General features: G+C 70.1%; 21 protein-coding genes and 2 pseudogenes. 13 read left to right on the top strand and 10 right to left on the bottom strand.

Annotated features, from left to right (window positions below; genetic code table 11):
- The 3 genes from ABT130_RS05910 to ABT130_RS05900 form a co-directional block, all read right to left on the bottom strand.
- On the bottom strand, positions 1-186 hold a 186-nt coding region (locus ABT130_RS05910; RefSeq protein ID WP_350953216.1), incomplete at its 3' end, for a cellulose binding domain-containing protein.
- 704 nt (positions 187-890) lie between these two features.
- Positions 891-2,033 (bottom strand): YeiH family protein, encoded by a 1,143-nt coding sequence (locus tag ABT130_RS05905; RefSeq protein ID WP_350953215.1) that lies wholly within the window; start codon positions 2,031-2,033, stop codon positions 891-893.
- Positions 2,033-2,167, bottom strand: coding sequence for a hypothetical protein (locus ABT130_RS05900; RefSeq protein ID WP_350924263.1), 135 nt, complete (start codon positions 2,165-2,167; stop codon positions 2,033-2,035). The genes ABT130_RS05905 and ABT130_RS05900 overlap by 1 nt, the downstream gene beginning before the upstream one ends.
- A 176-nt stretch (positions 2,168-2,343) precedes the next feature.
- Here ABT130_RS05900 and leuE point away from each other — a divergent pair, with 176 nt between their 5' ends.
- On the top strand, positions 2,344-2,997 hold the full coding sequence (leuE, locus tag ABT130_RS05895) for a leucine efflux protein LeuE (RefSeq protein ID WP_350924261.1): 654 nt from the start codon (positions 2,344-2,346) through the stop codon (positions 2,995-2,997).
- Here leuE and ABT130_RS05890 read toward each other — a convergent pair.
- Entirely contained in the window at positions 2,978-3,325 is a 348-nt protein-coding gene (locus tag ABT130_RS05890; RefSeq protein WP_350924259.1) for a luciferase domain-containing protein, read from the bottom strand. The genes leuE and ABT130_RS05890 overlap by 20 nt on opposite strands.
- A gap of 294 nt (positions 3,326-3,619) precedes the next feature.
- On the opposite strand from ABT130_RS05890, the gene ABT130_RS05885 reads away from it, so the two are divergent.
- The 3 genes from ABT130_RS05885 (at position 3,620) to ABT130_RS05875 (ending at position 5,658) form a co-directional block, all read left to right on the top strand.
- Entirely contained in the window at positions 3,620-4,264 is a 645-nt protein-coding gene (locus ABT130_RS05885) for a VC0807 family protein (protein WP_350953213.1), read from the top strand.
- A gap of 50 nt (positions 4,265-4,314) precedes the next feature.
- The gene (locus ABT130_RS05880; RefSeq protein ID WP_350953210.1) at positions 4,315-4,788 is read left to right on the top strand and encodes a TspO/MBR family protein; all 474 of its coding nucleotides are present in this window, start codon (positions 4,315-4,317) and stop codon (positions 4,786-4,788) included.
- A 240-nt stretch (positions 4,789-5,028) separates the two neighbouring features.
- On the top strand, positions 5,029-5,658 hold the full coding sequence (locus ABT130_RS05875) for a DedA family protein (RefSeq protein ID WP_350924253.1): 630 nt from the start codon (positions 5,029-5,031) through the stop codon (positions 5,656-5,658).
- A 48-nt stretch (positions 5,659-5,706) separates the two neighbouring features.
- On the opposite strand, the gene ABT130_RS05870 is transcribed toward ABT130_RS05875, so the two are convergent.
- Entirely contained in the window at positions 5,707-6,108 is a 402-nt protein-coding gene (locus ABT130_RS05870) for a lipocalin-like domain-containing protein (RefSeq protein WP_350953208.1), read from the bottom strand.
- 210 nt (positions 6,109-6,318) lie between these two features.
- Between ABT130_RS05870 and ABT130_RS05865 the strand changes: the two genes are divergently transcribed.
- The 4 genes from ABT130_RS05865 (at position 6,319) to ABT130_RS05850 (ending at position 10,345) form a co-directional block, all read left to right on the top strand.
- On the top strand, positions 6,319-7,149 hold the full coding sequence (locus tag ABT130_RS05865) for a DMT family transporter (RefSeq protein ID WP_350924249.1): 831 nt from the start codon (positions 6,319-6,321) through the stop codon (positions 7,147-7,149).
- 8 nt (positions 7,150-7,157) lie between these two features.
- On the top strand, positions 7,158-8,396 hold the full coding sequence (locus ABT130_RS05860) for a glycosyltransferase (RefSeq protein ID WP_350953206.1): 1,239 nt from the start codon (positions 7,158-7,160) through the stop codon (positions 8,394-8,396).
- A gap of 168 nt (positions 8,397-8,564) precedes the next feature.
- Positions 8,565-9,290 carry a DUF998 domain-containing protein gene (locus tag ABT130_RS05855; protein ID WP_350953204.1) on the top strand — a complete coding sequence of 242 codons (726 nt, stop codon included), beginning with the start codon at positions 8,565-8,567 and terminating at the stop codon, positions 9,288-9,290.
- 122 nt (positions 9,291-9,412) lie between these two features.
- Positions 9,413-10,345 carry an acyl-ACP desaturase gene (locus ABT130_RS05850; RefSeq protein ID WP_350953202.1) on the top strand — a complete coding sequence of 311 codons (933 nt, stop codon included), beginning with the start codon at positions 9,413-9,415 and terminating at the stop codon, positions 10,343-10,345.
- A 231-nt stretch (positions 10,346-10,576) separates the two neighbouring features.
- On the opposite strand, the gene ABT130_RS05845 is transcribed toward ABT130_RS05850, so the two are convergent.
- Together ABT130_RS05845 and ABT130_RS05840 are read right to left on the bottom strand one after the other, a co-directional pair.
- Positions 10,577-11,812 carry an MFS transporter gene (locus tag ABT130_RS05845; protein ID WP_350953200.1) on the bottom strand — a complete coding sequence of 412 codons (1,236 nt, stop codon included), beginning with the start codon at positions 11,810-11,812 and terminating at the stop codon, positions 10,577-10,579.
- Between the two features lie 220 nt (positions 11,813-12,032).
- The gene (locus ABT130_RS05840) at positions 12,033-12,878 is read right to left on the bottom strand and encodes a helix-turn-helix transcriptional regulator (RefSeq protein ID WP_350953199.1); all 846 of its coding nucleotides are present in this window, start codon (positions 12,876-12,878) and stop codon (positions 12,033-12,035) included.
- A 133-nt stretch (positions 12,879-13,011) separates the two neighbouring features.
- Here ABT130_RS05840 and ABT130_RS05835 point away from each other — a divergent pair, with 133 nt between their 5' ends.
- Positions 13,012-13,272, top strand: a complete 261-nt coding sequence (locus tag ABT130_RS05835; protein ID WP_350953197.1) for an Atu4866 domain-containing protein — start codon at positions 13,012-13,014, stop codon at positions 13,270-13,272.
- A pseudogene (locus ABT130_RS05830) lies at positions 13,269-13,466 on the top strand (SDR family oxidoreductase); the annotation flags it as partial. The gene ABT130_RS05835 and the pseudogene ABT130_RS05830, both read left to right, overlap by 4 nt.
- A gap of 233 nt (positions 13,467-13,699) precedes the next feature.
- Here ABT130_RS05830 and ABT130_RS05825 read toward each other — a convergent pair.
- The gene (locus ABT130_RS05825) at positions 13,700-15,067 is read right to left on the bottom strand and encodes an MFS transporter (RefSeq protein WP_451935440.1); all 1,368 of its coding nucleotides are present in this window, start codon (positions 15,065-15,067) and stop codon (positions 13,700-13,702) included.
- 30 nt (positions 15,068-15,097) lie between these two features.
- On the opposite strand from ABT130_RS05825, the gene ABT130_RS05820 reads away from it, so the two are divergent.
- Positions 15,098-16,318 (top strand): LacI family DNA-binding transcriptional regulator, encoded by a 1,221-nt coding sequence (locus ABT130_RS05820; protein ID WP_350953193.1) that lies wholly within the window; start codon positions 15,098-15,100, stop codon positions 16,316-16,318.
- Positions 16,319-16,337: 19 nt separating this feature from the next.
- On the opposite strand, the gene ABT130_RS05815 is transcribed toward ABT130_RS05820, so the two are convergent.
- Positions 16,338-17,447: an acyltransferase family protein gene (locus tag ABT130_RS05815; protein ID WP_350953191.1), complete on the bottom strand. Its 1,110-nt coding sequence runs from the start codon at positions 17,445-17,447 to the stop codon at positions 16,338-16,340.
- A 589-nt stretch (positions 17,448-18,036) separates the two neighbouring features.
- Here ABT130_RS05815 and ABT130_RS05810 point away from each other — a divergent pair.
- Together ABT130_RS05810 and ABT130_RS05805 are read left to right on the top strand one after the other, a co-directional pair.
- A complete protein-coding gene (locus tag ABT130_RS05810) occupies positions 18,037-18,300 on the top strand; it encodes a hypothetical protein (RefSeq protein ID WP_350953189.1) in 264 nt (87 codons plus the stop codon).
- A gap of 116 nt (positions 18,301-18,416) precedes the next feature.
- A complete protein-coding gene (locus ABT130_RS05805; RefSeq protein WP_350953187.1) occupies positions 18,417-19,139 on the top strand; it encodes a helix-turn-helix domain-containing protein in 723 nt (240 codons plus the stop codon).
- Here ABT130_RS05805 and ABT130_RS05800 read toward each other — a convergent pair.
- Positions 19,130-19,277, bottom strand: a pseudogene (locus ABT130_RS05800) (IS256 family transposase); the annotation flags it as partial. The gene ABT130_RS05805 and the pseudogene ABT130_RS05800 overlap by 10 nt on opposite strands.
- Between the last annotated feature and the right edge of the window lie 6 nt (positions 19,278-19,283).

The raw sequence follows: 19,283 nt of genomic DNA, 5'->3' as shown, positions 1-19,283 counted from the left end.
CCAGCCGTTGATCGTGGTGGTGCCGCCGTTGGTGATCGTGTACTTGCCCTCGAAGCCGGTCCCCCAGTCGGAGACCTTGGTGAAGACGGCGGTGGCCGAGGCTGCCTGGGCGGGTAGTGCGACCGTCATCGCCAGGACGAGGGCCGCCAGGGCGACGAGAGAACGAGCGATGGCGCGTAATTTCACGTTAACCTCATGCGTTCTGTGGGGGGTGGTGACCGTACGGCCCGCGCCACGCGGGGAGGTGCGCGGGCGCGAACGTGGGCGCGAGCCGTACGGCGAGGTGGGTGCGGTCTCGCCGTGGTGAGACCGTTCCGTTGATCAGCGCGGTACGCCGGGGACCGCCGGGCTCATCGGGTCGCGGGTGCCTCCGCCGTCGCATGCTCCGGGCATCGTCGATCGGCGGGTGAGAGTGCGGCGACGGCGGCGCCGAGAGCGGCCGGGACGGGGGCGCCGGGCAGGGCCGGGGCGAGGGCACCGGGCGCGGGCAGGGCGCGACCAGGGTTTGCAACCGCAGTCAGGACGAGGAGGGGAAAGGTGCGCCGCATGATCGCTCCCATGGACGTGGAACCTGGGGGGTGAGGCGTCCGGACGGTCGGGCCTTCGGTTGCGGCGGCTCGCGCCGCCGAGTTTTCGCAGCTCATGATCTGGTCACAGGGGGCGCACGAGCCAAGGGCACCCCCATTCGGCACTTCTTTTAGGAAAGTTTCCTAAGAGTTGTCGTGATCGTAGCCTTGACAGAGTCCTGCCACAAGGCCCAAAAACGTCAGCCGCCGCCCTATCGGATAGGAACGGTCCAAAGCGCGCGGCGATTACCTTGTCGATCGTTCCCCGACACGACTAGGGCGCCCGGTGCGGCGAACCGCACCGGACGCCCGCTCACCCGACTCTCACCCGATGTCGAAACCACTGAAGAGCAGAAGCGCCAACCCGAGGGCGACCACCACGTTGACCAGGGTCGCGGCGGCGAAGACCCCTACCGGACGCCAGCCGGCCTCCCTGAGCGAGGCCACCCGGAACTCCAGGCCGATGCTGACGAAGGCCAGGATCAGGAACCAGACCCGCAGGTCGTTGACCACCCCGATGGTCGCCTTGCCGTCCGCAGCGGTCACCGTGGACAGCCACCAGGTGGCGATCACGGAGGCCGCGACGAAGCCGAGCACGAACTTCGGGAAACGCCGCCAGAACTCTCCCGGCCCTGGGCGTGCCGCGTCGGCGCGGCGCTCGATCCGGAAGGCGAAGTAGGCGGTCAGCGCGATGGTCACCACGCCGATCAACGCGTTCTGGGTGACCTTCACGATGCTCGCCACCGCGAGCGCGTCGTCCCCGACGATCGCGCCGGCGGCGGTCACCGCGGCGGTGGTGTCGATGTTGCCGCCGATCCACGCCCCCGCCACCTCCGGGCTGAGCCCGAAGACCCCGGCCAGCCAGGGCAGGATGAAGATGGACGGCAGGGCGAAGGCGATCACCAGGCTGGCGCTGTAGGCGAGCTGCTCGCGCCTGGCCTGGACGGCGCCCGCCGCCGCGATGGCCGCGCTCACCCCGCAGATCGACACCGCGGCCGACAGCAGCGCGCGGAGCCTGTCGTCCAGGCCGAGCCTGCCGCCGAGCCACCAGGTGAACAGGAAAACCGCGGTGATCAGCACGATCGCCTGGATGATCGCGGGACCGGCGGCCGTGACGATCACCTTGAGGTTGATCGAGGCACCAAGCAGGACGAGGCCGGTCTTGATGAAGAACTCGGTGCGGAAACCTCCGGCGAGGCGGTCGCGCAGCCCGGTCGCGGTCAGGACCGCGTTTCCCGCCAGTCCCAGGATGATCGCGTACACCGGATACTCGACGGCGGCCCCGACGTCCCCGAGCGCGGTGCCCTCAAGCAGATCCGGCACGTTCCTGTCCAGGTAACGGGTGGCCGCGGCCAGCAGCAGGACGACCAGGACGCCGAGCAGCGCCCACCCCAGGCCGCCCCCGGAGGCGGCCGCGGGACCGCCGGCCGCGCCGATCTCTACCTTCTCTCGCTTCCCGGTGCTCATCAGGGCACCAGCCCGACGGGGATGACGCCGACGAGCACCAGCGCCAGGAGCACGAGCCCGACGACCGTCGCCGCCCAGTCCTCGTTGATCGCCGTCCGGCCGTCGTCCGCGGTAGGGGGATCTGTCTCGCTCATCTCACGACCTCACTCGTTGTTTCGCGGTACACCCCCGAGCGATTTCATGTTAAGCCGATAGGGATTAAAGGTAAACCGGTCGAGCTCGCCCGTTGACCATCGGACCCGCGGGTCGGCGAGCACACTTCCGGCGGTACGGTAGCGATGCATCCCGTAACGCCCCCTGGAGCACCACCATGTTCTTTGGCATCACCGACATCTGGACCTACGTGGTCGGCGCCTTCTTCATCATCCTGCTGCCCGGCCCGAACTCGCTGTACGTGCTGAGCACCGCCGCCCAGCGCGGGGTACGCCAGGGGTACCGAGGGGTCATGGGGGTCTTCCTCGGCGACACCGTCCTGATGGTGCTCGCCGCGGCGGGGGTCGCGTCGCTGCTGAAGTCGACGCCGATCCTGTTCAACGTCGTCAAGTACGCCGGGGCGGGTTACCTGGCCTGGATCGGGTTCCAGATGCTGCGGGGGGCCTGGCGCTCACGGCGCTCTCCCGAGGCCGCGCAGGCGACGGCCCCGGAACCGGAGCGGATCGCGGAGAGCCCCTTCCGCAAGGCCCTGGTCATCAGCCTGATGAACCCGAAGGCGATCCTGTTCTTCATCTCGTTCTTCATCCAGTTCGTGGACCCCGCCTACGGCACCCCCGCGCTGTCGTTTCTGATCCTGGGTGCGATCTGCCAGTTGTTCAGCGTGCTCTACCTGTCGGCGCTGATCTTCGGTGGCGCGTTCCTGGCCGGCCAGTTCCGGGCCCGCCGCGGCATGTCGACGGCGCTGCGGACGGGCGTGGGCGCGCTCTTCATCGGCTTCGGCGTGCGACTGGCTACCGCGACCCTTGGTTGACCTTGATCGCGACGCTGACCAGCGAGAGGAACAACTCGGCGTCGGCCCGCCCCTCGATGGTCATGGCCACCCACCCGGCGTCCGCGCCGGGAGTGACCCGCCGGCAGTCGGTGAGCACCCGGGCCCACCGGTCGATCACGTCGGTGGTGAGGAGCAGTTCCGCGGTGTGATCGCCGGACATTCTGACGATCTCCCGGCCGCCGGAGCGAAATCCCAGCCCCCTGCGGGTGCGTTTCAGCGCCAGGTCGGGCCAGCCGATGAGCTGGGCCGCCACATTCGCAACGCCCTCGGTGGAACGGCTGGACGCGCGCGTGCTCAGCACTGCCATGTCTCCCATGGTCGCGGACCGGACCCAATCGGGAAAGCTTCCGTTTCTCAACCGTTACCGGGCAAGTGATCCTCTTCATTAATCGTAATAATTCACACCTCCCTCGCACCCGATTGAGATGGTAATAAGCGGTTTTCACGAGATGCTGGACCTCGGTCAGATACGGTGAGTGGCCGGTGAACAGCCGGAGACGGCAGTCTCCGCGATCGCCCTCGACATGGCCGGCATGCATACGGCGTGCCGGGGTAGGCGCGAACATCCAGCGCCCACCACCGCACCAGCCCGTGGAGCGTCATGAGCCATCAGCCCATCGTCCTCCCCCGCCTCGCCGCCCTGGCCAGACAGGCGGCGCCGCGACTGCTTGAGGGCGTCGTCGCCCCCCTGGCCGTCTTCTACGCCGCGCTGGCCCTCCTCGGCCTGCGGGGCGCGCTGGTCGCGGCGGTCACCTGGGTGTACGCGGGAGTGGGGTGGCGGCTGGTCCGGCGGATCCCGGTGCCCGGGACGATGATCCTCGCCGTCATCGCGATCACCGTCCGGGCGCTGCTGGGGTTCTGGACCGGGAGCGCGGTGCTCTACTTCCTCCAGCCCGAACTGGGGACGATCTGCATCAGCATGGTCTTCCTCGCCTCGGTCCGGCTCAACCGCCCGCTGGTGCAGCGACTGACCCTCGACTACATCCACCTGCCGTCGGCGGTGCTGAAACACGAGCGGGTCCGCCGGTTCTTCGCCCGTATCACCCTGCTGTGGGCCTTCGTGCTGCTGGCCAACTCCGCGGTGAGCATCTGGCTGCTGCTTCACGAGTCGATCGGCACCTACCTGCTGGTCCGTACCTCGACCGTGGCCGTGATCAGCGGCCTGGCCGTGGCCTTCTCGCTGTACGCCTTCCGCCGGGTGTTACGCCGCCTGCACTACGACCCCCTCGCCACCCCGCCCGCCTAGCGGGCAACCGCCGTGCGGTGGACGCGCGAAAAGAGGGCGGGGAGGTTCGCATGGTCATGGGTCGGATGCCGAAACGCTGGGCCGGGCTTCCGGTGTTCGTCATCGCGCTCGTGCTGGTGGCGGTGGTGGGGTCACTGGCGGCGGTCAACGCCGGCGGTGAGTATCTGTCGCTGAAGCGCCCGCCGTGGGCACCGCCGCAGTGGCTGTTCGGCCCGGCCTGGACGGTGCTGTACGTCATGATCGCCCTGTCCGGCTGGCTCGCCTGGTCGGCGCGCGGCCTGACCCCGGCGCTCGGTGTCTACGCGGTCCAACTGGTCCTCAACGCGGCCTGGACACCGCTGTTCTTCGGTGCCGGGCAGTACGGCCTGGCGTTCGCGGAGATCGTCGTCCTCTGGTCGGCCATCGTGCTCAACATCGTGCTGTTCTGGCGGATCAGCCGCCCCGCCGCCTGGCTCCTGGCCCCCTACCTGCTCTGGGTGACCTACGCGTCCTCGCTGAATCTCGCCATCTGGCAGCTCAACTGAGCATCCCCGCTCCATACGCGGGGACCCCGAGCCCGGTCACTCCCCGACGAAAGTCGGAGGTGGTGGGGCCATTCGGAGGATGTGACGGGCCCCGCCCGGTTCCTAGGGTCGGTGGGACGGATCTCGTGGTGATCTCAGGGACATGACCGGAGACCCCGGGGGTTCTCCCGGATACCCGGGGATCGCCAGGGGTGTCAGCGTTCCGTGCGAGACATCCCCGCCCCCTGACTGGAGCCCGGTGTGACACAGGCAATCCTTGACACCCTGCACGATGCGATGGCATCTCCCTGGATCTATCTGGCGCTGTTCGCGCTGGCGTTACTCGACGGGTTCTTCCCCGTGGTGCCGGCGGAGACCTCGGTCATCACCGCCGGGGTGTTCGCCGCCGCCACCGGCGCGCCCGACCTGCCGCTGGTCATCGCGGCGGCCGCGCTGGGCGCGTTCGCGGGCGACCACGTCTCGTACGCCATCGGGCGCGGCGCCAACAACCGGCTGCGCAACGGCAGGCGCAGCCGCAAGACGTTCGCCTGGGCGGAGCGGGCGCTGGCGGAGCGGGGCGGGCTGATCCTCGTGGTGGCCCGCTACATCCCGGGTGGCCGGACCGCCTGCACCCTCACGATGGGCGCGGTCGCCTACCCGCGGCGCTCGTTCGCCCTCTTCGACGCGGTGGCCGCGCTGTCCTGGGCGCTCTACTCGGGACTGATCGGCTACGTGGGCGGCGCTGCCTTCGAGAACGACCCGGTCAAGGGCCTGCTGCTCGGTCTCGGGATCGCCGTGACGATCACCGCCGTGGTCGAGGCCGTCCGCTACCTGCGCCGGCGCCGGGTCCCGGCGGAACCGCAGGCGAGCCTGGTCACCTCCGGTGACTGACGGCGAAGGGAGCCCCCGGACGCCGAAGCACTCCACCGGCGGCGGCGTTCATGATCGCTTCCAGATCAGGGTGTGCCACCGGCCGTCCTCCTCCGCCGCCAGCACCAGACGGTCGCCGTCGGCGTTCAGCTCGCGGATCTGGACGGTGCCGGCGAAGGCCGGGTTGAGCGACAGCTCGATGTCGTGGGCGACGTGCCCGTCGCGGATCTCGTAGCGGCCCGCGTAGGCGAAGAACGAGGTGAACGCCTCGGCCAGCGCCTCCGGGGGCGCCTTCCGCGGGCTGGCACCGGGTAGCGGGGATCGCCCGGCGCGCGCGATGGTCGCGCTCATGTGGCCGTCGGGGGTGTAGCAGAGCAGCCCCACCGCGTCGGTGCCGAAGGGGTGCGAAACCCTTCCCCCGGCACTGACGATCCGCCACTCGACCAGGCGCCAGGCGCCCACGAGATCCATGCCCGCGAAACTATGATAAGAGAAGCCAGCCAGTCAACAGCCCCGATGCGAATCTCGGGGAATTCCCTGCCAAGTCAGGGTTAACCCCGATGGCTCCGGCACCTCCCGCCAGGGGACGCTTCCACTGTTCATCGCGAGACCCCCACCGGACGCCTTCCCGAGGCGATCCGGTCATCTCGCCGTGGCTTCATCTGGTTGGGAGGAGTGCGCATGACCGTGCTGGCGGCAGGCCTGGCGTTGCTGGGCTCCCTGTTCTTCGCACTCGGCGCCGCGCTGCAGCAGTTCGAGGCGTCGAGCACCTCCCGCGCCTTGCTGAGGCACCTTGTCCGGCGCCCCAGGTGGCTGCTCGGCGGCCTGGCCATCGCGGCGGGCACGGCCCTGCACGTCGTCGCGCTGAAGTACGGCCCGCTCACCGTGGTACAGCCGATGGGCGTGGCCAGCCTGCTGTTCGCCCTGCCCTGCGCCGCCGCGCTGCGACGTCGCAGACCGCGGCCGGGCGAGCTGGCCGCCGCCGCGGTGATCTCGATCGGGCTGATCGGCCTGGTGCTGGTCGTGCCCGACCAGAGCGGCGACCCACACCTTGGCACCGGGGAGGCGGTGGCCCTGCTCGCGGGGGCGGCCACCGCCTCCCTGGCACTGTGGGCCGCCGCCAGGCACGCCTCCCCCGCCGCGAGAGCCTGCCTGCTCGCCATGGGCGCGGGCGTGCTGTACGGCGCGACCGCCACGCTCACCCGGGTCCTGGTCGACGGGAACGGGGAGTTCTGGTTCCTGCTCGCCGTCCCGATGCCCGCTCTGATCGCACTGGCCCTGCTCCAGCGCGCCTACGCCGTCGGCCACTTCGGCGTCGCCTTCGCCGCCCTCCAAGTGTCCGACCCCCTCACCGCCGTCGTCTTCGGCGCCCTCCTGCTCGGTGAACCACTGCCGACCGGCGTGGCGGCGGTGCTCACCGCACTGGCGGCGGCGGCGCTCACCGCCGCCGGAACCGTCTCACTGGCCCGTACCACCCCGATGTCCCCGTCGCCCGACGCGACAGCACGATGAACAGCACGATGAACGGAGTCCTGATGGCCATGCCGTCCGCCACCGCCCTGCCGATCCCCGCGCGGGCCCCCGCCATCCTTCCCACCCGGCCTCGCCGGGTGCTGATCGCCACCGACACCTACCCGCCGGACGTGAACGGCGCCGCCTACTTCACGCACCGGCTGGCCCGGGGCCTGGCCGAGCGGGACAACGAGGTCCACGTGGTGTGCGCCTCGGACACCGGCCCGGCCAGGACCGAGCGGGTGGAGGGAGTGACCGTGCACCGGCTGCGCTCGGCGCCGGTGCTGGTCCACCCGACCATGCGCGTCTCGGTGCCGACCCGGCTGGACCGGCTCATCGACGAGATCTCCCCTGACGTGGTCCACACCCAGGGGCACTTCATCGTCGGCCGCGCGGCGATCTCCGCCTCCCGGCGTGCCGGCATCCCCGTCGTGGCGACCAACCACTTCATGCCGGACAACCTCTTCCAGTTCGCGCACATCCCCGAACGGCTCCGCACCAGGGCGGGCGCGCTGGCCTGGAAGGACTTCAACCGGGTCTTCTCCCGGGCGGACCGGGTCACCACGCCCACCAGGATCGCGGCGGGACTGCTCACCGCGAAGGGCTTCGGCCCGCCGGTGGAACCCGTCTCCTGCGGCATCGACCTGGCGAGGTTCCAGCCGCGCGCCGAGCCGAAGGCGTGGGCGCGCGGGGCCTTCGGCCTGCCCGACCGGGACACGATCCTGTTCGTCGGCCGGCTGGACGAGGAGAAGCGGCTGGACGAGCTCATCCGCGCCCTGCCGCACGTGCTCAACAACGCCGACGCGCAGATCGCGCTGGTCGGCACCGGCGGGCAACGGACCGCACTGGCCAGGCTGGCCGACCGGATCGGAGTCGGCGACCGGGTGACCTTCCTCGGATTCGTACCGGACGAGGCGCTGCCCCAGGCGTACGCCGCCGCCGACGTCTTCGCCATGCCGGGCGTCGCGGAGCTGCAGAGCATCGCCACGCTGGAGGCCATGGCCACCGGCCTGCCGGTCGTCGCCGCCGACGCGATGGCCCTGCCGCACCTGGTACGGCCCGGCGAGAACGGCGCCCTGTTCTCACCGGGTGATGTCCAGGAGCTGGCGCGGCACCTGAGTGCCCTGCTCGCCTCACCCGGGCTGCGTGCCTCGATGGGCACCGCGAGCCGCGCCATCGCGCTGACCCACGACCACCAGGCCTCCCTGGCCAGGTTCGAGGCGATCTACCGGGAAGTGGCGCGGTGATCCCGTGGAGCGCGCTCCGGGGCGGAGCACCCGAGCGCACGGTGATCTACCAGGACATGGCGCGGTGAACTCCGAGGCGAAGCACCGAAGGCGATGCAATGAACCCCGAGACGATTCACCGGGAGGCGGGGCGATGAACTCCACAGCGATTCACCGGAAGGCTGCGCGATGAACAAGGACCTGCCGTCCCGGCTGCCGGGGATGGCCGGGCCGCTGCTCGCCCTGGCCGCGATGGGCTACGCGCACCTGACCTCGGCGGGCGCGGTGAGCCCCTTGCACGGCCTGGTCAGCGAGTACGCGCTGCGCGGCGACAGCGCCTGGGCGATGACCGGCGGCACGATCGCCCTGGCCATGGGCTGCCTCTGGGTCGCGTACCTGCTGGCCAGGGTGGACCCGGTGCGCGGCGCCGCGGCGCGCGCGCTGTTCGTCGCCTCGGCACTCGGACTCCTGCTCACCGCCACGTTCCCCACCGACGCGGCGCCCGGTGTCACCTCGATCGGCGGGGAGATCCACCGCTGGTCGGCGGCCGTTGTCTTCACCGCGCTGCCCTGCGCGGGGTGGATGCTCGGCCGCCGGTCCGGGAGCCGGGCACTGGCGGGGTCGGCCGTCCTGTCCGTGGCGCTGCTGGCCTGGTTCCTGGCCGCCCACCCGGGCTCGCTGATCTCGGACCTGATCGGCGGCCCCGACCACTACGGCCTGGCGCAGCGTCTGCTGCTGCTCTCCGAGATGACACTGGTCTTCCTCGCCGCCCTGCGGTCAGGCCACCTGGACGGCGACGACGCGACCGGTCGCCTCGGCCACCGGCGGCCCGGGAGCGACCGGGGTGTGACGGTCCCCATCCAGCCCGGCCCGGACGACGCCCGGCGCCCTCACCAGCCGATAGGTCTCGGCTGACAACAAAGCCATCCCCTCCGCTCGCTTACCGGCGAGCAAATGAGACGTGTCGCACGTACCAGGCAAGGTCTTACCTACGCTAACGTAGGTTACGGTTGCGTAGTCTTTGAGGGAGAGGCCTGATGCGAAAGTTCAGTGAGACCGAGCTGCTGCTCGAGCTTGAGCCCGTCGTCGCGGGGGAGCTGGACCGACACCACAAGGTGGCCAAGGAGTGGTTCCCACACGAGTACATTCCCTGGGCGGAAGGCCGGAACTATGACGGCCTCTTCGACGGGGACGCCTGGGACGAGTCCGACACCAAGATCCCCGAAGAGGCCCGCATCTCCCTCATCGTCAACCTGCTGACCGAGGACAACCTCCCCAGCTACCACCACGAGATCGCCACGACCCTGGGTCGCGACGCGGCGTGGGGCACCTGGGTGCACCGCTGGACCGCCGAGGAGGGCCGCCACGGCACCGCCATCCGCGACTACCTGACGGTCACCCGCGCGGTCGACCCGGTCGCGCTGGAGCGGGCCCGGATGGTGCACATGAGCGAGGGCTTCAGCAACTCCTACGAGGGCGTGCTCGCCTCGGTCGCCTACGTCTCCTTCCAGGAACTGGCCACCCGCATCTCGCACCGCAACACCGGCAAGGCATCCCAGGACCCGAACTGCGAGCGCCTGCTCGCCAGGATCGCCGCCGACGAGAACCTGCACATGCTCTTCTACCGGAACCTGCTCAACGCGGCCTTCCAGCTCGCCCCCGACCAGACCATGCGCGCCGTGACCGACGTCGTCACCACCTTCCAGATGCCCGGCACCGGCATCGAGGGCTTCACCCGCAAGGCCATGACCATCGCCCACGCCGGGATCTACGACCTGCGCCTGCACATGGACGACGTGCTGCAGCCGGTCCTGCGTCAGTGGGACGTGTTCAACATGAAGGACCTCGGCGCCGAGGGTGAGAAGGCCCGCGAGGAGCTCGCCGAGTTCCTCGACCGCCTGGAGACCACCGCCTCCCGCTTCGTCGAGCGCCGCGAGGCCCGCCGCGCCCGCCAGGCCGCAGGCGCCTGACCCGCCTCATCGCCGGAGGGACCGCCCCGACACGGTCCCTCTCCGCGATTCGCGTCAGAGCCGCAGTCGCTCCGAGCGGGTTGACCAGCTCGGACATACTCCGATCATGCCGCCCCATGACTGATCGGACGATCATCGCGTGTTCGACTGGACGTGTTTCCTCTGGCGTGAGGACAGGGGTGATCACTGTCCGTCCCAGGTTCTCGCAGCAGGCGGAGAGCCGGGTATGCCTCAGGCGGCGGCAGCCAGCTCGCGGGGCTGTGAGTGCTGAACGGCAGGCCTCAGGGTCCGGAGGAAGATCAAAACCAGCACGGCCGCCAGGCCGGTGCTGACCGGCGGGACCAGGAAGGCCAGGGTCTCGCCGAAGCGGTCCACGAGCTGACCGGCCACGGCGGCGCCGGTCGCGATGCCCAGGCCGATCGCGCCGGTGAGCCAGGTGAACGCCTCGGTCCTGACCTCGCCGGGCACCAGGGTCTCGACCAGCGTGTAGCCGGTGATCACCGCGGGGGCGATGACGAACCCGGCCAGGGCCGCCCCGCCGTACAGCATGGGGATGGACGTGGCGAACATCAGGACGGCCGTGGCGGCGGAGAGCAGTCCGACGCCCGCCACGAGGCGGATCGGGGCACCCACCCGCCAGCGGACGACGCCGTAGAGGATGCCGCCGACGAAGCTGGCCCCCGAGAAGGTCGCGTAGATCGCCCCCGCCGTTCCGGCCTGGCCGAGTGCGGCGGTGTAGGAGGTGATGCCGACCTGGAGGCTGCCGAAGACGGTACCGATGGCGACGAAGGCACCCGCGAGCACGGCCACCCCCCGCAGCCGGAGCACCCCGCGCCGGGCACGGACCCGGACCGGGATCGGCTCGGGAGCGCCCTTGCCGACCAGGGCGAACAACAGCGTTCCGGCCACGATCATGACCAGCGCCAGCAGCAGTGCCCAGACCGGTGAGAACCCGGTCGAGATGGCCACCAGCAGCACCGGGGCGAGGGTGAAGGTCAGCTCGTCGGTGATGGACTCCAGGGCGAAGGCCACGTCGAGCCTGCCGGAGCCGCCGAGCAGGTGCGCCCAGCGGGCCCGGACCATCGAACCGATCTGCGGCACCGTGGCACCGGCCAGGGCCGCGACGACCACCAGCGCCGGGGCCGGGGCACCGGCGGAGGCGAGCACGAGCAGCGTGCCCAGCGCGGCAGCATGCAGGGCGACCTGCGGGAACAGCACCTTCGGCTGACCGTACCTGTCGGCCAGCCGCCCGGTCTGCGGGCCGGCCAGCGCTGCCGCCACCGCGGCGGCGGCAGCGGCGACACCCGCCACACCGTACGAACCGGTGGACCACTGCACGAGCAGCAGGACGCCGAGCTGGAGCATCGCGTACGGCAGGCGCGCGGCGAACGCGGGGACGAGGAACCGCCAGGCTCCGGGCGTACCGAGCACGGCGAGGTACGACTTCAACAGATCTCCGTCCAACATCCAGACGGAGACTCCGCCCGGCTCGGGAGCCCACCGGGGGTGGTGGGCTTCGACCGGGGTGATACCGCTCTCGCGGCCGCCGAGCGGTCATTGCATGCGCCCCTGTGGAACGCAACAGCCATCTACCTTATGCCACGAACCACCCTTCTCCCGCTCGGCCGAGCACCACGAGCCCTCGCCGCCCCCTCCAGGCCGTCTCTTCAGACGAGGTCACGGGCACTCAATCGGCCGAACGGTCCAGGGGCTGTCGCCGGGTGGCGCCTATGCTGCCGAGCAGGGTGAGTGCCTGGGCACTGGGGCTGCCGGGTTCGGCGTGGTAGATGATCAGTTGCTGGCCGGGCGCGTCACGCACGTCGAAGGCCTGGTAGGTAAGGCTCAGGGGGCCGACGTCCGGGTGCATGAGTTGTTTGGCGTCCCGGGTCTTGCCCCGCACGCTGTGGGCGCTCCACAGGGCCGCGAACTCCCTGCTCTGCTCGGTCAGGGTCCGTACGAGCTCGCGGAGCCGGGGATGCTCGGGGTCGAACCCGGCCGCCTGCCGCAGGTTGGCCACGGTGGCCTGGGCGGCCCAGTTCCAGCGGGTGTAGAAGTGCCGTCCCGCGGGGTCGAGGAAGGCCATCCGGGCGAGGTTGTCGGCGGGCTCGAAGGGCGAGAACAAGGCCTCGGCCAGGGCGTTGGCGGCAAGGATGTCCAGGGTGCGGTTGATGACGAACGCGGGAGTGTTCGGGTAGCCGTCCATCAGCTGGCGCAGTGCGGGACCGACCGTGTCCCGGGTCTGGTCCGGCCGCCCGTTCGGCGCGGTGCCCGCCAGCCGGTACAGGTGCGCGCGGGCGTCGGCGTCCAGGTGCAGGGCACGGCTGAGGGCGTCGAGCACCTGGGGTGAGGGGTGGCGTTCGCGCCCCTGTTCCAGGCGGGTGTAGTAGTCGGCGTTCATACCGGCCAGAACGGCGACCTCCTCGCGGCGCAGTCCGGCGACCCTGCGTACCCCATGGGTCGCCATGCCGACGTCCTTTGGCAGCAGGCCCGAGCGGCGTGCGCGCAGAAAGTCTCCCAGCTCGTTGTCAGCCATATCCCCAGGTTAGACAGGCAGACGGCGGCCTGCCCGGGTGTGTCACACCCAGGCGGTGAGTGTCCTGGTTGGCGGCCCGCGACCCGCCCAGACTCGGTGACGAAGGACAGATCACCAGGCAAGGGAGAAGACCATGACGAGGACCACCGATGACAGCAAGGTGGATGTGGTCGGCATGTGGGTGACCGCGGACGGCCATATCCGCCAGGAGCTGCGAGCGGACGGCCGGTACGACGAGGCACGCGGCGACCGGCGCAGCGCGTACACGGGCCGGTACACGGTGACCGGCGGTCATCTGGACTACGTCGACGACACCGGATTCACCGCCACGGGCGACATCCGCGACGGCGTGCTCTACCACGAGCACCTCGTGCTGTATCGGGAGCGGGCATGAGGGCATCGGCCAAGGTGGTCGCGATCACGGGGGCGAGCAGCGGGATCGGCGAGGCGACAGCGCTCCGCCTGGCCGCCGACGGCCATCACCTCCTCCTCGGCGCGCGGCGCACGGACCGGCTGGAACAGCTGACGGCAAAGATCATCGCCGACGGCGGCAGCGCCTCGTTCCGGCGGTTGGACGTCACCGACGCCGCCGACATGCGGGAGCCTGGCCCGGAAACGAACGACCAGGCTCCGGCAGACAGACGACCGGACGGCATCTCGTGCCATCGAATGCCCAGGCCAAGGATGGACGACAGCGCCGGAGCGGAACTCCTGAGCACCATCCGGCCACCTCGGAGTCTCGGCAGATCGAAAGCCTGCTGTTCGGCAGATCGAAAGGCAACCCTTCGGCAGATCAGAAGGCGGGGCACGGCGGCCGGGTGTCACAAGGTGCGGCCGCTGATCTTCTCCGCATGGTGGAGGTCACCGGGGTCCCACCAAGAGCCGGTGCGGACGGCCGAGCGCAGGGCGGGCCAGGACAGGGCCGCGAGGGTGGCGGCCAGGGCGGCGACGGCCGTCATCGCCCCCGACAGGCCGGTGGCCTCGGCCCAGCGCCCGACGTAGACGGGACCGGCGAGGAAGCCCAGGTAGGCCACGGTGGCCACCACGGATGTCGCCCTCCCCCTGGCGGCCTCGCCGACCTGGGCGGCGACGACGCCCATCAGGGTGGGGAAGAGCACTGCCGTACCGGCCGCGGCCAGGGCCAGCCCGAGCAGGACCACCGGGACGGACTGCGCACCGGACACCAGCAGGGTTCCGGCGGCGGCCGTCACGGCGCCGGAGACCAGCACGGTCGTGGCGTACCTGGAGCCGAACGCGCCGGCGGCGAAGCGGGTGAGGGCGACGACGGCGGCGAAGACCGCCGGACCGGCCAAGGCGAGCGCGGGACCGGCGTCGGCCACGTCCGCCAGGTAGACCGCGCCCCAGCTCTGGTGGGCGTTCTCCACCGCGAAGGCCAGCGCGCCCAGCCCGCCGACCACGAGCAGCGGGAACAGACGCACCCCTCTCCCGCCTGATCGGCTTACCTCATCCCCGCGCCGCTCGCCGCCGTGCACTTCCGCCCGGCCACTGCCCTTTCTCTCACCTGCCTGGCTCACCGCGTACTTCGGCCGACCAGGCCCCCTGCTCCCGCGCCGCTCGCCGCCCCGGGCGGCCCCCGCCGCGACCGGGGCGACCCGCGCATCGGCGACAACGCTGAGCGCCGCACCGGTCGTGGCGACCGCGACCAGCAGGAACGGTACGACGACCGGCACTCCCAGGACGCCGAGCAGCCCGGCGGAGAGGCTGCCGACCACCACCAGGGCGGAGAAGGTGCCGTGCGCGCGGGTGATGACCGGTCTGCCGGAGGCCCGTTCCGCCGAGCCCGCCGCGGAGTTGATCGCGACGTCCGCCGCGCCCGAGGAGGCGCCGAGCAGGGCCAGCCCCGCCGACAGGCTCCAGAAGTCGCGTCCGGCCACGGCCACCAGCGTCCCCGCCGCGCCGAGCGTCACCAGCAGCAGCGCGGCGACCCGGAGCCCCCAGCGGTCGACCGCCCTGCCGGTGACCAGCATCGCGGGCAGCGCCCCCGCCCCGATGAAGAGCAGCGCCGTACCGAGTTCCCCGTCACCGAGCTCCGCCTGGGCACGGATAGCCGGCACCGAGGCACCCCACACTCCCCAGAAAGCACCGAACGCGGCAAAACCCGCATAGGCCGTACGCGCCCGGGTACCACCCTTCTCCACTGACACGTGTGTAACGATACACAAACTCATTGTGTATCGATACACAGATATCCTCGGCCCATGAGCGGACGGACGGCACGACGCCGGGTGACCATGGCCGAGGTCGCCCGCGCGGCAGGGGTGTCCGTGATGACCGTCTCGTACGCCTATGGCCAGCCGGGACGGGTCTCCGACGAGGCACGGGCCAGGGTCCGCGAGGCCGCCGAACGCCTCGGCTACCCGGGACCACACCCCGGCGCGCGGTCACTGCGCCGGGGTCACACCGGCACCCTGGGCGTCGTCCTCGGCGAGCACCTCACCTACGCCTTCGACGACCCCCAGGCGACCCGCTTCCTGTCCGGCGTCGCCCAGGTCTGCGCCGACCACGGCATGGCGCTGACGCTCGTCCCGGTCACCGGAGCCCCCTCCGACGTCGACCGGGTCACCGAGGCCGCCGTCGACGCCTTCGTGGTCTGGACGACGGCCGACGACGACCCCGTCATCGACGCCATCACCGCCACCGGCCTGCCCGCCGTGATCCACGGCGGCCCCCACCGCGACGGTCTGTTCTTCGTGGCCGCGGACGACCGCGCCGCCGCCGCTGCCGTGGGCCGCGAGGTCTTCGCGGGGGCACGGCGCCCGGGAGTGCTGAGTTTCCCCCTCGACCGCGACCGGATCTCCCAGGTCGCCTTCGGTACGGCCGGTCCCGGCCCGCTCCCCGATCTCGGGCGTACTCCCACTCCAGATCGCGGTCGCGTTCCCGCGCCCTCCGCCCCTGTCCGTGCTTCCGTCCCCGCGGCCCTCGACCCGAACGCCGAGCCTCCCGGTACCACTCCGGGCAGCGCGTCTCCGGGAATCGACCCCGACGCCTCGACCTTCCGGGTCACCCGGCAGCGCCTGCGCGGCTACCGCGACGCCTGGGCCTCCACCGGCGGCGATTGGTCACAGGTCCTGGTCGCCGTCTGCTCCACCAACAGCGCGCGCGAGGCCGAAGCCCTCGCGGCCGAACTGCTCACCGGCCCGTACGCCTGCGACGCGATCGCCGCGATGAGCGACGAGTTGGCCCTCGGCGCGCTGCGCACCGCCGCCCGGCTGGGCCTGAGCGTCCCCGGCGACCTCACCCTCAGCGGCTGGGACGACTCCGACGCGGCCACCCCCGCCGGGCTCACCACGATCGCCCAGTCCCTCCGCGACCAGGGCGCCCACTGCGCCCGCACCGCCCTTGGCCACCCCGCCCCCGCCGGTCAGAGCGCCGACGTCTCCTGGCACCTGATCAGCCGCACCTCCACCCGGCGGCCCTGAAAGACGGACATGCACGGCATCATCGAGCCGCCGGGGTGAGGAGCCGTTTCAACCGGGGTGCCAGCGGGCGTTCGACCGCGACGTTGACGGCGTAGGCCGCCAGGCACATCAGCACCACCGTGCCGACCAGCAGCACGTGCTGCTGCACGACGTCGCCGAGCCGGTCGAAGACGATGAAGCCGACGTGCGCGTGGATCAGGTACAGCGGGTAGGTCAGGGCTCCGGCGACGGCGAACCAGGGGCGGCCGAGCCGTTGGGTGACGCGGAGCGAGACGAGGAACATCACGATGAAGATCGCGACGACGACGGCGACGACGACGGCGCTCTCGATCTCGGTGTGGTAGCGGATGCCCACCTTGCCGGCGAACTCGATACCTCGGTAGACGGCGTTGACGAAAGAGATCAGCACGATCGCGGCGAGCTGCGCCGACAGGCCGAACCGGTAGACCATGCACAGGGCCATGCCCGCGATGAAGTAGTGCGAGAACTGCGACTGCACCACCAGGTCGGCCACCGAGTGAACCGAGGAGGGAAGCACTCCGCTCTGCAGCAGGAAGGTCAGGGCCAACCAGCCCCACAGCACTCCGATGACCCGGTTCCGGGTGATGCCGATCCAGGCGAGCACGAAGATGAGCGCGTAGAACCTGATCTCGGCCCACAGCGTCCAGTAGACGACGTCGACATTGGGAATGTCGGGCAACGCGTTGAACATCGTCAAATTGGCCAGATACTGCCCAAACGTGATGGGATATTTTCCCATACCCAGCGTGACCGAGACCACCGTCGTGATCGTGACCGCGACCCAGAAGGCCGGATAGAGGCGGACGATTCGCGAGACCAGAAAGGCTCCCGGGCGACGGTTCCAGGCACTGAGCAGCACGACGAAGCCACTGATCATGAAGAACATGTCCACGCCCAGGTAGCCGAACCTGGCGATCTCACTCCCTGCGGGAAAACCGACCTGGATCGCACCGCCCGCGTACCCGGAAAAGACGTAGTGGTATATCGCCACGGCGACAGCCGCGGCGATACGGAGCGCATCGATTTCGTGGAGCCGGTCGCGATTCGGGGCGCGGTGCCGCCCGACCCCTGCAACCAGGCCGGGAGACCTGTGGCGCTCCGCGGCCACACTCCGAGAGGGGGAAGGATTCACTTGACCTCGGTTACCGAACACCGGCTCTTCGTACGGACATGCGAAGGGCAGCCTCAGCACCGATATCCCTCGGACGGTCCACCCTTACTTATCGATATCGGTTGGACACTTTGCCATATCAGCCAGGGATGCGCCGATAAACAGCAGATTCCGATGATGCCACTGCCATTCGGAGTAACCATCGAATCAGCATCCGGCCCCGAATATCGACGAACCGTTCGAGATCTTTGACGACCCCTCTCCGGCCTATCGGACAAATCAGACCATAAAGATTACCGAACCCGAATATTGTTCTCAGAATCTCTGCCGGTCATACTTCCCATAATTAAAAGTGAAAGATCTTACGTAATTGCCCGTCGACACAATGCTGTTGCCTTCCAGCGCCATGCACCGACGAAAGAGACCGGACGCCACGGCTGCCGGAGGCGTTCGTCACCGCCTGGGCATCACGCCGCCGTCAGTGCCGACGGGCCCGTCTTTCATGGGGTGGGTGCCGTAGCGGCGAGGGTCAGGGCTCCCACAAGGGCGGCGCGGGGGCCCAGGGTGATCGTCCACCCGGCTGTCGATGTCGCTGGCCGCCGCCGGCGGCCAGGCGGTCAGGATCAGGCCCGCGACCGCCGAAGACCTCGGCGGCCTCCCCTGGTACACCACGCCCCATGCCGGTTACGGCACCCCCGAAGCCGTGCTGGACCCGGCCACCCAGCAGCTCACCGTGAAGGCCCAGCTCACCAACACCGGCAGCACCGTGGCAGAGTTCCAGACCCAGGTGTTCATCGCAGAGAAGATGGATCTGGCCGAGCGTGGGCATCCGTGTCTTCGACGAGCATGATGATGGTCGTCTGCTCTTACAACGAGGATCGAGGGCCCGGCGGTTGAGCGTGTCCCTGGACATGGGCTGTGCTCGATCCAGGACGATCCGGCGCGACATCAGAGGAGGACCCGGGCATGGCCTGGAGCACGCGACAGCTCGCCGACCTCGCCGGCACCACCATCAAGACGGTGCGGCACTACCACCAAATGGGACTGCTCGAGTTGCCCGGCCGAGCGCCCAACGGGTACAAGCAATACCAGACGACGCACCTCGTCCGGCTGCTTCAGGTCAAGCGGCTGACCGAGCTCGGCCTGTCGCTCGCCCAGATCCGGGCGATGGGGAGTGCGGACGAGGAGCCCGACGAAGCCATCCGCGTGCTCGATGCCGAGCTGGCACGCACAATCGAGCGCCTGCAACGGATTCGCGCGGAGCTGGCTGTCATCCTCAAGTACCGGGCCCCCTTGGACACCCCACTGCCGTTCGGTCCGGTCGCCGAAGGATTGTCGGAGCGGGACCGGGCCTTGCTGACCGTGTTCTCGGGGGTGCTCAAGGACAGCGCTCTCGACGACCTCCGTCAGCTCATGACAGAGGCCACCGAGGGCGAGGCCGACGAAGAGTTCTACTACCTCCCAGAGGACGCCGACGACGCGACGATCGAGACCATCGCGCGCCATCTGGCCGAGTCGATCCAGCGGAGCCAGGCCCGGTTCCCCTGGATGGCGGACCCCGGCTCCGCGGCGACGCGCGGCCCTGGGTTCGCCGAGGCCGCGATCGCGTCCGCTTTCGCCGAGCTGTTCAACGCCGCCCAGCTGAAGGTACTCGCTCGCGCCCAGGCGCTGGCAGGCGAGGCGAGTTGATCGAGGGCTCGTATCCAGCTGGTGGTGACGGCGCTTCGACGAGCCGGCCGGAGGCATTGCGCTTCTCGGCTGGCAAGCCCGCGCTCTTTCTCACGATCGCGGGCACGTTTGTCCTCCGATGTTGCAGATCGCCGACCACGGCGT

It is taken from the genome of Streptosporangium sp. NPDC001681 (assembly GCF_040298085.1).
In the GTDB taxonomy this organism is placed as follows: domain Bacteria; phylum Actinomycetota; class Actinomycetes; order Streptosporangiales; family Streptosporangiaceae; genus Streptosporangium.
This window is presented reverse-complemented; position numbering and strand designations above follow the sequence as displayed.